We start from the raw sequence: 12,810 nt of genomic DNA, 5'->3' as shown, positions 1-12,810 counted from the left end.
GGTACCGACCCAGAGGCAGGACGTCATGCACACCTCCACCTCCACCTCCACCTCCCGTACCGCCGCCGCCACCGCCGCCGCAGCCCTGCTGCTGGCCCTCGGCGCGGGCGGCGGGGCCGCGTACGCGCTCGACTCCCCCACCGACCCCGGTGAACTGACCGTCATCGACACCTCCGAGGGCAAGGCCCTCGCGGACAAGGACGGCAACGCCCTCTACGCCTGGGCGGGCGACGAGAAGGACAAGTCCCACTGCACCGGCGACTGCGCCAAGACCTGGCCCGCCGCGACCGGTTACCCGACCAAGTCGTCGGACGTCACCGGGGAGACGAACCAGATCGACCTCGCGGGCAGCGACAAGAAGCAGGTCGTGCTGGACGAGAAGCCGCTGTACTACTTCAAGGACGACGCCAAACCCGGCGACACCAAGGGCAACGGCGTCAAGGGCCCCGACGGCAAGGTCTGGAGCCTGGTCGGCCCGGACGGCAGGGCCCTCGCTGCGGCCGCCGCCGTACCGGACGCCGGCGACTCCCCCTCCGCCGAGGCGAGCGCCTCGCCCTCGGACGCGGCGTCGGCATCGGCTTCGGCTTCGGCTTCGGCTTCCGAGTCCGCCTCGGCGTCTGCCTCCGAGTCCGCGTCTGCTTCGGCTTCGGCTTCGGCTTCGGCAAGCCCGAGCGAGAGCGCCACGGGCACGGCCGAGCCGACCGCCCCCGTCGCCCCGGTCGTCCCGGGCGAGACCACCAAGCCGGGCAAGCCGACGCAGCCGGACCGGGCGACGCCGTCCGGCGCGGTCAAGGCGGGCGCGGAGGTCGCCGACCGGGACGACGGCGCGACCGGCGCCCTGCTCGGCCTCAGCGCCGCGACGGCGCTCGCGGCGGCCGGCGCGGTGTACGGCGTACGACGCAGGAACGCGGGCCGGCACTGACCCCCACCGGCCCGGTCCGGGGCGGGGGCCGCGAAGCCCCCGCCCCGCTCCCCAGGGGCTCCCGCGAGCGCTAGAGCACCACGGCGCCCGGTACCGGCGCCACCGCCACCCGGGCGGCCACGCACGTCCCCGACGCCAGCAGCGCCTGCGCGACGCGGTCCGCGCCCTCGGCGTCCTTCGCCAGGAAGGCGGTCGTCGGCCCGGAGCCGGACACCAGTGCGGCGAGGGCCCCGGCCCGCGTCCCCTGCGCGAGGGTCTCGGCGAGGGAGGGGCGCAGGGAGAGGGCCGCGGCCTGGAGGTCGTTGCTCAGGCCCGCCGCGAGCGCGGCCGTGTCGCCGGTGCGGAGCGCCGTCAGCAGGGCCGCGGAGGCCGCCGGCTCCGGGACCTCGGTCCCGGCGGTGAGCCGGTCGAACTCCCCGTACACGGCCGGTGTCGACAATCCGCCGTCCGCGACCGCGAACACCCAGTGGAACTCCCCGCCCACCTCCAGCGGCGTGAGCTGTTCGCCCCGCCCGACGCCGAGGGCCGCTCCGCCGACGTACGAGAAGGGCACGTCGCTCCCCAGCCCGGCGCAGATCGCCAGGAGCTGTTCGCGCGGCGTTCTCGTCCCCCACAGCACGTCGCACGCCAGCAGCGCGCCCGCCGCGTCCGCGCTGCCGCCCGCCATGCCGCCCGCGACGGGGATGTCCTTGTCGATGTGCAGGTGCACGTCGGGGGCGAGGCCGTGCAGCTCGGCGAGGGCGATCGCGGCCCGGGCGGCGAGGTTCGTCCGGTCGAGCGGCACGTACTGCGAACCGGGACCACTGCACGTGACGCGCAGTTCCCGCGCCGGGGCCGCCGTCACCTCGTCGTACAGCCCCACGGCGAGGAACACGTTCGCGAGCGGATGGAAGCCGTCGCCCCGCACGCCGCCGACGGCCAGTTGCACGTTCACCTTGGCGGGCACCCGCACGGTGACCGTCATGCCTTGGCCTCCGCGATCCGCGCGAACTCCTCCACCGTCAGCGCCTCGCCGCGCGCCTGCGGCGAGATCCCGGCGGCGACGAGCGCGGCCTCGGCGGCGGCGGGCGACCCGGCCCAGCCGGCGAGCGCGGCGCGCAGCGTCTTGCGCCGCTGGGCGAAGGCGGCGTCGACGACCGCGAACACCTCCCGCCGGGTGGCGGTCGTCGCGACCGGCTGCGCCCGCTTCACCAGCGACACCAGCCCGGAGTCGACGTTCGGCGCGGGCCAGAACACGTTCCGCCCGATCGACCCGGCGCGCTTGACGTCCGCGTACCAGTTGGCCTTGACGGACGGCACCCCGTACACCTTGTTGCCCGGCCTGGCGGCGAGCCGGTCGGCGACCTCCGCCTGCACCATGACGAGCGTGCGCTCGATGGTGGGGAAGTGCTCCAGCATGTGCAGCAGGACGGGCACGGCCACGTTGTACGGGAGGTTGGCGACCAGCGCGGTCGGCTCGGCGGGGAGCTTCTCGACGAGCATGGCGTCCGAGTGCACGAGGTCGAACCGGCCGGCCCGCTCCGGCATCCGCGCCCGGACGGTGCTCGGCAGCGCCGCCGCAAGCACGTCGTCGATCTCGACGGCGACGACCCGGTCGGCCGCCTCCAGGAGGGCGAGCGTCAGCGAACCGAGCCCCGGCCCGACCTCGACCACGACGTCGTCGGGACGCACCTCGGCGGTGCGGACGATGCGGCGGACGGTGTTGGCGTCGATGACGAAGTTCTGCCCGCGCTGCTTGGTGGGGCGCACGCCGAGGACTTCGGCCAGCTCGCGAATGTCTGCGGGCCCGAGGAGGGCGTGCTCCGGGGGCGCGGGGGGTTCAGGGGTGCTCACCGCACCAGCGTAAAGGGGCCGGCCGCCCGGGACGGCCCCCGCCGGTCCGCTACAGCCTGCGGCCGCAGTGCGGCCAGGGGCTCGCGCCCCGCTGGACGTAGAGCTTCTTCGCGCGGAAGGTCTGTTCGGCCGCCGGAGCCTCGTGCGCGGCACCCTTTCCGCCCAGGGACTGCCACGTCTGGCGGTCGAACTGGTACAGCCCGCCGTACGTCCCGGTCGGGTCGGTGGCGTTCGCCCGTCCGCCCGACTCGCACTGCGCCAGCCCGTCCCAGTTGAGCCCGTCCGCGCCCGCCACCGACGACGGCATCGTCTTGGTGCCGACCCGGACCACCTGGTCGACGGGCTCCCGGGCGATTTCCTCCGAGAGTCTCTTCGGCTTCTGCTTGACCCCGTTGACCGTCCTCAGGACGTACGTGACCCGGCGCGACCCCTTCACCCCGGCCCGCTCGACCTCCTCGGTGCCCTTGAAGAGCGAGGCGTCGTTCCTGCGGATCACCCTGAAGTCGATGGGCTCCTCGCGGACCTCCTTGCTGCCGGTGATCCGCATGACGGTGACGGTCTGCCCGTCGCGGGGGAAGCTGTCCAGGGGGACGGACAGGGTGTCCTCCGCGCCCAGGGTGATCCCGGCCTCGCCGACCGCCTCCTCGACGGTGGCCGCGTTGGTGCGGATGGTGTGCTCGCGTCCGTCGGCCATCACCGTCAGGGTCCGTTCCGTACGGACGTCGAGCGTGAGGCCCTTGCGGCCGATGGCCGACGACCGGGACGCCGACAGGTAGGCGCCCTCCGCCCGCACCCCGAACTGCTTGAGGGCCCCGCCGACGGTCTGCGCCGTCGTCCACACCTGCCGCCGCCGGCCGTCGAGGGTGAGCACGACGGGCCGGCCGTAGCGCACGACGACCTCGTCGCCGCTGGCGAGCGCCTGCCCGGGGCCGGGGGCCACCAGGTCGTGCTCGCCGATGTGGACGCCCTCCTGCTCCAGGAGTTCGGTGACGTCGCCGGCGAAGGTGTGCAGGGTGCGCGGCGCGCCGTCGACGCTCAGCTCGATGGCCTTGTCGTTGGCGACGAAGGCGGAGGTGCCGCCCGCGAGGAACGCCACGACCAGCGCCTGCGGCACCAGCTTGCGGAGGGTGTCGGGCTTCTCCGCCCCCGGTACGGCCGCCGTGCCGCCCCTGCGCCGACGGGCCGTCCGCCGGCCGTCGCGGTCGCTGTCGCCGCCGGGGCGGCCGTCCTGGAGCCCGGCGGGCAGGGGGTGCTGCCGTGGCAGGAGCGGCTCGTCGGTGGCGGCGGCGGACGGGGCGATGTCGTAGAGGCCGAGTGCGGGGCCGGACGCGGGGGCGGGGTCGCCGGCGTACTGCGCCGTGTACGTGTCGTACGCACCCGGCGTCTCTGGCGGGTATACGGCGTACGGGTTTCGCACGGCGGTGGCGTGATGTCCGTACGGGTCGTGCGCGTCGTGCACGGCGGTGGCGTGGCGTTCGTACGGGTCGTACGGGTCGTGCGGGTCGTGCACGGCGTGCGCGTCAGAGGCGACTGCTGAGTCCTGCTGCCCGGTGTCGTACGCGTTTTCCGCGCCCTGCCGAGCGGCGTCGTACGCCGTATAAGAAGCCGCCGTATACGAAGCCGCTGCGTACGAGGCCTCCCCGTACCCGGGCCCTCCGAACGGCCCAGTCCCGTACGCCGCCCCGTCGTGCCCGGCGGCGTACGGCTGCGGCTCGTACGACGTCCCGTACTGCGCCTCGTACGACAGCGCACCACCCTGCGTATTGCTCACGTCGCTCCCGGTCCGCGCGAATCCGCCCGACGGGCAGACCGGTGTCCCGGCCTGCCACTGCTGCGGGCCGGGACACTAGCGGAGCGGCCGTCACTCTCCAAAGCGGCACGGCTACGCAGGGTCGCGCGACGAACTCCCGTGCGAAGCGGGCGGAGCCCGGGCTCAGTAGCCGAACGCGCGTGCCGTGTTGGCGGCGATCGCGGTCGCCATGGCGTCCTCGTCGACGCCCTTGACGGCGGCCATCGCGCGCACCGTGATCGGGATCAGGTACGGGGCGTTGGGCCGCCCGCGGTAGGGGGCGGGGGTCAGGAACGGCGCGTCGGTCTCGACCAGCACCCGGTCCAGGGGGGCCACGGCGAGCGCGTCGCGCAGCGGCTGGGCGTTCTTGAAGGTGACGGTGCCGGCGAAGGACAGGTAGTAGCCCTCGGCCGCGCAGATCCGTGCCATGTCGGCGTCGCCCGAGTAGCAGTGGAAGACGGTGCGCTCGGGGGCGCCCTCCTCGTCCAGGACCCGCAGGACGTCCGCGTGGGCGTCCCGGTCGTGGATGACCAGGGCCTTGCCGTGCCGCTTGGCCATCTCGATGTGGGCGCGGAAGGAACGCTCCTGCGCGGCCTTGCCCTCCGGTCCCGTACGGAAGAAGTCGAGGCCGGTCTCGCCGACGCCCAGTACGTGCGGGAGGGCGGCGAGCCGGTCGATCTCGGCGAGCGCGTCGTCGAGGGCGGCCTCGCCGCCGCCGGGACGGGCCCCCTGGCGGGACCAGCCGTCGGGGTCGCCGAGGACGATGCGCGGGGCCTCGTTGGGGTGCAGGGCGACGGCTGCGTGGATGTCGTCGTACGCCGCCGCGGTCTCGGCGGCCCATCGGGAGCCCTTCACGTCGCAGCCCACCTGCACCAGGGTGGTCACCCCGACGGAGGCGGCCGTGGCGAGGGCCTGCTCGACGGTGGTGTCCTGCATGTCCAGGTGGGTGTGCGAGTCGGCGACCGGCACGCGGAGGGGCTCGGGTGCGGGCGGCGCTGTCTTCTTGTCGACATTGTCGCCGACAGGGCGGGGGCTCATGCGGTCGATCCTACGAAAGCGCCGCCCGGCCCCGGCCCGTGCGTCCGTTACGGCTGCTTGCGGTGGAAGGGGTGCAGCAGGTCGGCGAGGTGCCAGTGGTGCGGCTCGCGCGGCTGGGGCGCGCCGGCGGCCGCGGACTCCGCGGGAACGGGTCCGGCGGCGGAGACCGTCTCCGCGTTGCGCCGCTGGAGGTCCTGGACGGAGGACACCTGGCCGGAACGCATGATGCGCACCACGGTGCCGCCGCAGTTGAGGCAGGAGGGGCGGGACAGCGGGGAGGGCACGCGCTCCCCGTCGGCGCGGTAGACGACGAAGGGGTGACCGGAGCCGTCCGTGTGGTGCTCTATCTCGTACGCCTGCTCCCAGCCGTGCCCGCACTTCATGCAGGCGAAGGCGTACGCCTCCCGGACCGCCCCGTGTGCCGCGTCGTGCGTCGTGCCCCGTGCGGTGCCCTGCATGGTGCCCTGCGCCGTGCTGCTGCCGGCTGCGCCCTGCGCGATCTCGCTCATGCCAGCTCCTTTCCACTCACCTCCAGTGGACGCCTTTTCGGGCACAAGCGCGACAGACCTGCCAAAACGTGGGGAGCATTTGGCGTCCGCCCGAGAAAGTTGGCTTATGCACGGGATTCGCTTTGCCTTTCAGGGCTTTCCTTTGCCTTCGCCCGCCCCCGCGGCCTGCGAACGAGCCGCGTTCTTTGCCGCGACGACCGCATCGAACACCTCCCGCTTGGGCAGCCCCGCCTCGGCCGCGACGGCGGCGATGGCCTCCTTGCGCCGCTCCCCCGCCTCCTCGCGCACCTGCACCCGGCGCACCAGCTCCCCGGCGTCCAGCTCGGCCGGACCCGCGTCGGGCGCGCCCTCCACGACGACGGTGATCTCGCCGCGCACCCCCTCCGCGGCCCACTCCGCGAGCTCCTTGAGCGGCCCGCGCCTGACCTCCTCGTACGTCTTGGTCAGCTCGCGGCAGACGGCGGCCCGCCGGCCCTCGCCGAACACCTCGGCCATCGCGGCGAGGGTGTCGTCGAGCCGGTGCGGGGCCTCGAAGTACACGAGGGTGCGCCGCTCGTCGGCGACCTCCCGCAGCTTGCCCAGCCGCTCGCCCGCCTTCCTCGGCAGGAACCCCTCGAAGCAGAACCGGTCGACCGGCAGCCCGGACAGTGCGAGCGCGGTGAGCACGGCGGAGGGCCCCGGCACGGCGGTGATCCGCAGGTCCTTCTCGACGGCGGCCGCCACCAGCCGGTACCCGGGGTCGGACACCGACGGCATGCCGGCGTCCGTCACCAGCAGCACGCGCGCGCCGCCCTCCAGGGCCTCGACCAGCTCGGGCGTGCGCGCCGACTCGTTGCCCTCGAAGTACGACACGACCCGCCCGGTGGTGAACACGCCGAGCGCCTGGGTCAGCCGCCGCAGCCGCCGGGTGTCCTCGGCGGCGATCACGTCGGCGGCCGTCAGCTCCTCGGCCAGCCGGGGCGGGGCGTCGGAGACGTCGCCGATGGGCGTCCCCGCGAGGACGAGCACCCCGGCGGAGGAGGCGGACGCGGGGGCGGGGGCGGCGGACGCGTGGGGTGCAGTCGATCCAGTCACGCCCCCATCCTCCCAGGGCCCGCCCCCGGCGGTGTCCGGCGTGCGCCCGCCCGCCGACCCGCCCGCACCGCGCCCGGCCTGACAGGCGACGCGCACAGCCCCGTTACCTACGATGGCGCGGTGACGAGTACTGCGCCCCCAGCCCAGCACGGACGGGCCCCGCACGAGGAGCCGCCCTCCTGGCAGCGAAGGCTGCGCCGGTTCGGCTACGCGCCCCGGACCACGACGGGGCTGCGCGAACGCCTGGTGCCGCCGTACGCCGTCATGCCCTACCGCGCGCACGTCTGGCAGTTCCTGCGGGTCTCCCCGGCCGTCTTCTACGCCGTACGGCGCACGCTGCCGTGGGTCGGCCCGCTGCTGGTCACCCTCCTCGCGGGCGTGCTGCGGTTCTGGAACCTCGGCAACCCGAAGGCGGTGATATTCGACGAGACGTACTACGCGAAGGACGCGTGGGCGCTGGTCCACCAGGGCTATGAGGGAAGCTGGCCCAAGGACGTCGACAAATCGGTTCTGTCGTCTCCCGACGCGGTTCCGGTCCCCACCGACCCCGGTTACGTCGTCCACCCCCCGGTGGGCAAGTGGCTGATCGGCTGGGGTGAACAGCTCTTCGGCTTCTCCCCCTTCGGCTGGCGCTTCGCGGTGGCGGTGCTCGGCACGCTCTCCGTCCTGCTCCTGTGCCGCATCGGCCGGCGCCTGTTCCGCTCGACCTTCCTGGGCTGCCTGGCGGGCCTGCTGCTGACCGTCGACGGCCTGCACTTCGTGATGAGCCGCACCGCGCTGCTCGACCAGGTGCTGATGTTCTTCGTGCTGGCGGCGTTCGGCTGCCTGCTGGTCGACCGCGACCGCAGCCGCCGGCGACTGGCCGAGGCGCTGCCGGTGGACGCGGACGGCGTCCTGCGCCCGTCGTCGGAGGTGGCCTCCCGGCTGCGGCTGGGCCCGCGCCCGTGGCGGCTGGCGGCCGGACTGTGCCTGGGCCTGGGCTTCGCGACGAAGTGGAGCGGCCTCTACACGCTGGTCGCCTTCTGCCTCCTCACCGTCCTGTGGGACGTGGCCGCGCGCCGTACCGCGGGGGCCCGCCGCCCGTACGCGGCGGTCCTGAAGCGGGACGTGCTCCCGGCCTTCGTCTCGACCGTCCCGGTGGCGGTGCTGACGTACATCGCCTCCTGGACGGGCTGGATCCTCACCTCGAAGGGGTACTTCCGGGACTGGGCGAAGGGCCGGGCCGGCCTGTCCCCCGACCACATCGGGCCGATCCCGCTCCCCCGGTTCGACATGACGTGGGTGCCGGAGTGGCTGCGCAGCCTGTGGCACTACGAGAGCGAGGTCTACACCTTCCACATCGGGCTGACCTCGGGCCACACCTACCAGTCCAACCCCTGGTCGTGGATCCTGGCCGGCCGTCCGGTCTCGTACTACTACGAGTCCCCGAAGCCGGGCGCCGCGGGCTGCCCGCGCACGGAGACGGAGAAGTGCGCGAGCGAGGTACTGGCCCTGGGCACCCCCCTCCTGTGGTGGGCGGCGGCCTTCGCGCTGCTGTACGTCCTGTGGCGCTGGTTCTTCCGCCGCGACTGGCGGGCGGGGGCGATCCTGGCCGGGGTGGCGGCGGGCTGGCTGCCCTGGTTCCTCTACCAGGAACGGACGATCTTCTACTTCTACGCGGTCGTGTTCGTCCCCTTCCTGTGCCTGGCGGTGGCGATGCTGATGGGGGCGGTGCTGGGCCGGCCGGGCGCGGACGAGCGACGCCGGGCGACGGGGGCGATCGGGGTCGGAGTCCTGGTGCTCCTCATCGCCTGGAACTTCATCTACTTCTGGCCGATCTACACGGGCCAGACGATCCCCATCGACGAGTGGCGGCACCGGATGTGGCTCGACACGTGGATCTGACGGCGGGCGGCGATCGGCCCCCGCACGTCACCGACCGTACTCATTCCGAGAGGCCCGGGAAGGAGTCACCGATGAGCGTCGGAGCGATCATGCACACCCAGTTCCCCGCCGGGCACACGGTCTTCTTCGGCGTCGGCGGAGAGGTGATCACGACTCCGCGGAGCGAGGAGCATTCCAGCACGACTCCTGATCGCCGAGGTCGTCCCCGTCCCTTCGGCGCGCAAGGGCTACGACGAACGCACCGCCGAGTACGGGCGCTGCGGCATCCCGGTCTGCGTGGTGGTCGACCCGTACGCCGCTGAGGCCGTCGTCCGCACCCGGCCCGCCGGAACCGGCTGCCACGCCGCTGACCGCCACCCGTACGGCACGGGCGAGCTGCCCATCGGGTTGGCCGACGGCCGCACCCGCACGCTCGACCCGGACGAGCTGCCCCGGGCCGGGGCACAGGGGCCCCGGCGTCGGCCGTAGTCGCACCCCTGTACCAGTCCCGTAACGCCGTAGCACTCCTGTCACCCCGACCCCGTAGAGTCACTCCCCGACAACTCCGGGCAGCATTCCGCGCTCCCGGCGAGCTCCTGGGAGAGGACCGCGTCATGCGCAGCGGAGCCAAGGTCGCCGTCGTCGGCGGCGCGTTCGTCCTGGTCGCCGGTGGTGTCGGCTACGGCGGTTACAACCTGTACACCGGTCTCACCGGCGGCAGCGGCCCCGGCGGCTCGGGGCAGGGCGGGATCAACACCCAGAACGCGCCCGTCAGAACCGGTCCCCCGGCCCCCGAAGAGGTCCGGTCCGCCTCCGATGCCTTCTTCGCCGCCTGGGCCAAGGGCGAGCCCGGGACCGCCGCGCAGCTCACCAACAACGCGGCCGACGCCACCGCCGTCCTCGCCTCGTACGCCGACGAGGCCCACATATCGGGCCTGAAGATCACCCCCGGCACGGCGGTCGGCACGAAGGTCCCCTTCACCGTCACCGGCAAGGTGGGCACCGAGGACGCCGCCAAGCCCCTCTCGTACGAGAGCTCGCTGACCGTCGTACGCGGCAGGACGACCGGCAAGGCGCTCGTCGACTGGCAGCCGACGGTCGTCCACCCCGAGCTGAGGAAGGGCGAGACGCTCAAGACGGGCACGGCGTCGGCGCCCCCCATCGAGGCCGTCGACCGCAACGGCAAGGTGCTGACCCGGGAGGACCACCCCTCCCTCGGCCCGGTCCTGGACCAGCTCCGCAAGAAGTACGGCGAGAAGGCCGACGGCAAGCCGGGGGTCGAGCTGTTCATCGAGCCCGCCGAGGCCGACCAGCCGACCCGCACCCTCCTCACGCTCTCCAAGGGCGTTCCGGGCAAGCTCAGGACGACCCTCGACGCGGGGGTGCAGGCGGCGGCGGAGAAGGCGGTCAAGCGGTTCGAGGGGGGCTCGGTCGTCGCGCTCAGCCGCCAGAGCGGCGCGATCCGGGCGATCGCGAGCAATCCCGCATCGGCGTTCAGCCCGGCCGTCAGCGGCACCAAGGCCCCCGGCTCCACGCTCAAGGTCATGACCGCCGCGATGTTCCTGGAGAAGGGCGTCCTGACCCCGGGCACGACCGTCGAATGCCCCCCGGACGTGACGTACGAAGGCCGCAAGATCAACAACCTCAACCACAAGGGTTACGGGAACATCCCCTTCTCCCAAGCCTTCGCCGTCTCCTGCAACAGCGCCTTCATCAAGCAGATCCGCAAGGTCGGCGACGACGGCGCGCTGCCCGCCTTCGCCGCGTCCCACTTCGGCATCGGCCCCGAGTGGCAGACCGGCATCAGCACCTTCGACGGCAAGATCCCGGCCGGCCAGGGCGGCGAGGCCGCGGCCCAGTACATCGGCCAGGGCCAGACCCAGTTCAACCCGCTGAACATCGCCTCCATCACCGCGACCGCCACCACCGGCACCTTCCGCCAGCCGTACGTGGTCCCCGCCGACCTCGACGGCCGCCCCTTCGCGAAGGCTCCCTCCAGCCTCTCCGCCGCCACCGTCCAGGGCATCCGCTCGATGATGCGCCTGACCGCGACCTCCGGCACGGCCGCCAAGGCGATGGCCTCCGTCGGCGGCGACAAGGGTGCGAAGACCGGTTCCGCCGAGCTCGACGGGCAGGAGGCGTCCGACAGTTGGTTCACGGGTTACGCGGGTGACCTGACGGCGGCGGCCATGGTCCTCAAGGGCGGCCACGGCGGCGACGCCGCCGGCCCGATCGTCGCGAGCGTCCTCAACGCCCGCTGAGACCCCGCGACATACCGGCTCATCACCCCCGGCCGCGCTCCGGTCACCCCCCGGGCCACCCCTCGGAACGCACTCGCCCGGCCCGCACGCGCAGCAGTAGCGTGCGGGCCATGAGCACTTCACCAACGCCTCCCGTTCACCCGCTGTTCGCCGAAGCCCTCCGGGAGATGGGGCTCGCCGGCCTGGAAGCCGAGGTGCGACGCTTCCCGGACGCCACCCGCACCGCCGCCGAGGCCGCCGCCGCCATCGGCTGCGACACCAGCGAGATCGTCAAGTCCCTGGTCTTCGCGGCGGACGGCGCACCGGTCCTGGTCCTGATGGACGGCTCCTCGCGGGTCGACCTGGATCTCGTGCGTGCCGAACTCGGCGCGACCGCGGTCAAGCGCGCCGACGCCGACCTGGTGCGCGCCACCACCGGCTACGCGATCGGCGGCGTGCCCCCCTTCGGCCACCGCACCCGCACCACCGTCCTCGCCGACCGGGGCCTGCTCACCCACCCCCTGGTCTGGGCGGCCGCCGGAACCCCGCACTCCGTCTTCCCCATGGCCCCGAAGGACCTGATCGCCCACGCGGGGGCGGAACTCGTCGACGTACGCGAGGAAACCGCGTCGTGACCCCGCTCGTCATATCCGCCGTCCTGCTCGCCGCCGTCACGCACGCGAGCTGGAACGCCATCGCGCACCACATCAAGGACCAGCTCGTCTCCTTCACGCTGATCTCCGGCGGCGGCCTGCTCATCGGCCTGGTGATGGCCGCGTTCGTGCCCTTCCCCGCCGCCGCGGCGTGGCCGTTCCTGGTCCTCTCCGCCGCCCTGCACGTCGCGTACATGCTGCTGCTCATGCGCTCGTTCACGCTGGGCGACTTCGGGCAGACGTACCCGATCGCGCGCGGTACGGCGCCGCTCGCGGTGACCGCGCTCGCGGCGGTCTTCGCCGACGAGATCCCCACCGGGTGGCAGCTCGCGGGCGTGGCGGTGGCCTGCACGGGCCTGGTGGGCGTGGCGCTGTGGGGCATCCGGGGCTCGGGCAGGAAGCCCCAGTGGGCGGCGATCGGGGCGGCGTTGGCCACGGGTCTCGCGATCGCGCTCTACACCACGGTCGACGGCCTGGGCGTGCGCGCCTCGGGCACCTCGCTCGGTTACGTCGCCTGGCTGATGGTCCTGGAGGGCATCGCGATCCCGGTGTACGCGCTGTACCGGCGGCGCGGCCGGCTCGCCGCCCAGGTGCGCCCGTACGCGGTCCGCGGCTTCGCGGGCGCGGCCCTGTCGGTCGCGGCGTACGGCCTGGTCCTGTGGGCCCAGACCCGCGCGCCGCTCGCTCCGGTCGCCGCGCTGCGCGAGTCGAGCATCATCGTGGGCGCGGCGATCGGCGCGGTCTTCCTGAAGGAACGGTTCGGCGGCCCCCGGATCGCGGCGGCGGGCCTGATGGTGGTGGGCATCGGCCTGATGCTGCACACCAGTTGACCGGCGGGACCCGGCGACGGCTCCCGGGAGGCGCCGCAGGGGGCGCCGTTCCCGGATGT

Annotated in this window: 12 protein-coding genes; 6 read left to right on the top strand and 6 right to left on the bottom strand. The window is 73.6% G+C overall.

Translation table 11 applies throughout. From position 1 onward, the window contains the following. Window positions 1–25: 25 nt before the first annotated feature. Window positions 26–922, top strand: a complete 897-nt coding sequence (locus ACZ56L_RS08765) for a COG4315 family predicted lipoprotein (protein WP_471062669.1) — start codon at window positions 26–28, stop codon at window positions 920–922. Between the two features lie 70 nt (window positions 923–992). On the opposite strand, the gene ACZ56L_RS08760 is transcribed toward ACZ56L_RS08765, so the two are convergent. The 6 genes from ACZ56L_RS08760 to rsmI form a co-directional block, all read right to left on the bottom strand. Further along, window positions 993–1,886, bottom strand: a complete 894-nt coding sequence (locus tag ACZ56L_RS08760; RefSeq protein ID WP_468687539.1) for a 4-(cytidine 5'-diphospho)-2-C-methyl-D-erythritol kinase — start codon at window positions 1,884–1,886, stop codon at window positions 993–995. After that, window positions 1,883–2,755 (bottom strand): 16S rRNA (adenine(1518)-N(6)/adenine(1519)-N(6))-dimethyltransferase RsmA, encoded by an 873-nt coding sequence (gene rsmA / locus ACZ56L_RS08755; protein ID WP_401754135.1) that lies wholly within the window; start codon window positions 2,753–2,755, stop codon window positions 1,883–1,885. The genes ACZ56L_RS08760 and rsmA overlap by 4 nt, the downstream gene beginning before the upstream one ends. A gap of 49 nt (window positions 2,756–2,804) precedes the next feature. Further along, window positions 2,805–4,526, bottom strand: coding sequence for a ubiquitin-like domain-containing protein (locus ACZ56L_RS08750; RefSeq protein ID WP_471062666.1), 1,722 nt, complete (start codon window positions 4,524–4,526; stop codon window positions 2,805–2,807). Between the two features lie 162 nt (window positions 4,527–4,688). Next, complete coding sequence (locus ACZ56L_RS08745; RefSeq protein ID WP_468687535.1) at window positions 4,689–5,582, bottom strand: TatD family hydrolase; 894 nt, start codon at window positions 5,580–5,582, stop codon at window positions 4,689–4,691. A gap of 47 nt (window positions 5,583–5,629) precedes the next feature. Next, complete coding sequence (locus ACZ56L_RS08740) at window positions 5,630–6,040, bottom strand: hypothetical protein (protein ID WP_401755590.1); 411 nt, start codon at window positions 6,038–6,040, stop codon at window positions 5,630–5,632. Window positions 6,041–6,220: 180 nt separating this feature from the next. Further along, window positions 6,221–7,099 (bottom strand): 16S rRNA (cytidine(1402)-2'-O)-methyltransferase, encoded by an 879-nt coding sequence (rsmI, locus tag ACZ56L_RS08735; protein ID WP_468687720.1) that lies wholly within the window; start codon window positions 7,097–7,099, stop codon window positions 6,221–6,223. Window positions 7,100–7,285: 186 nt separating this feature from the next. On the opposite strand from rsmI, the gene ACZ56L_RS08730 reads away from it, so the two are divergent. The 5 genes from ACZ56L_RS08730 to ACZ56L_RS08710 all read left to right on the top strand — a co-directional run bounded on the left by ACZ56L_RS08730 (window position 7,286) and on the right by ACZ56L_RS08710 (window position 12,751). Continuing rightward, window positions 7,286–9,049 carry a dolichyl-phosphate-mannose--protein mannosyltransferase gene (locus ACZ56L_RS08730; protein ID WP_471062664.1) on the top strand — a complete coding sequence of 588 codons (1,764 nt, stop codon included), beginning with the start codon at window positions 7,286–7,288 and terminating at the stop codon, window positions 9,047–9,049. A gap of 276 nt (window positions 9,050–9,325) precedes the next feature. Then, the gene (locus tag ACZ56L_RS08725; protein ID WP_471062662.1) at window positions 9,326–9,517 is read left to right on the top strand and encodes a hypothetical protein; all 192 of its coding nucleotides are present in this window, start codon (window positions 9,326–9,328) and stop codon (window positions 9,515–9,517) included. A gap of 125 nt (window positions 9,518–9,642) precedes the next feature. Next, window positions 9,643–11,289 (top strand): penicillin-binding transpeptidase domain-containing protein, encoded by a 1,647-nt coding sequence (locus ACZ56L_RS08720; protein ID WP_471062660.1) that lies wholly within the window; start codon window positions 9,643–9,645, stop codon window positions 11,287–11,289. 110 nt (window positions 11,290–11,399) lie between these two features. Then, window positions 11,400–11,903, top strand: coding sequence for a YbaK/EbsC family protein (locus ACZ56L_RS08715; protein WP_401754147.1), 504 nt, complete (start codon window positions 11,400–11,402; stop codon window positions 11,901–11,903). Then, complete coding sequence (locus tag ACZ56L_RS08710) at window positions 11,900–12,751, top strand: EamA family transporter (protein WP_468687526.1); 852 nt, start codon at window positions 11,900–11,902, stop codon at window positions 12,749–12,751. Before ACZ56L_RS08715 ends, ACZ56L_RS08710 begins: the two co-directional genes overlap by 4 nt. The last annotated feature ends 59 nt before the right edge of the window (window positions 12,752–12,810 follow it).

The sequence above is a fragment of the Streptomyces sp. NPDC039736 genome, from assembly GCF_055596485.1.
This window is presented reverse-complemented; position numbering and strand designations above follow the sequence as displayed.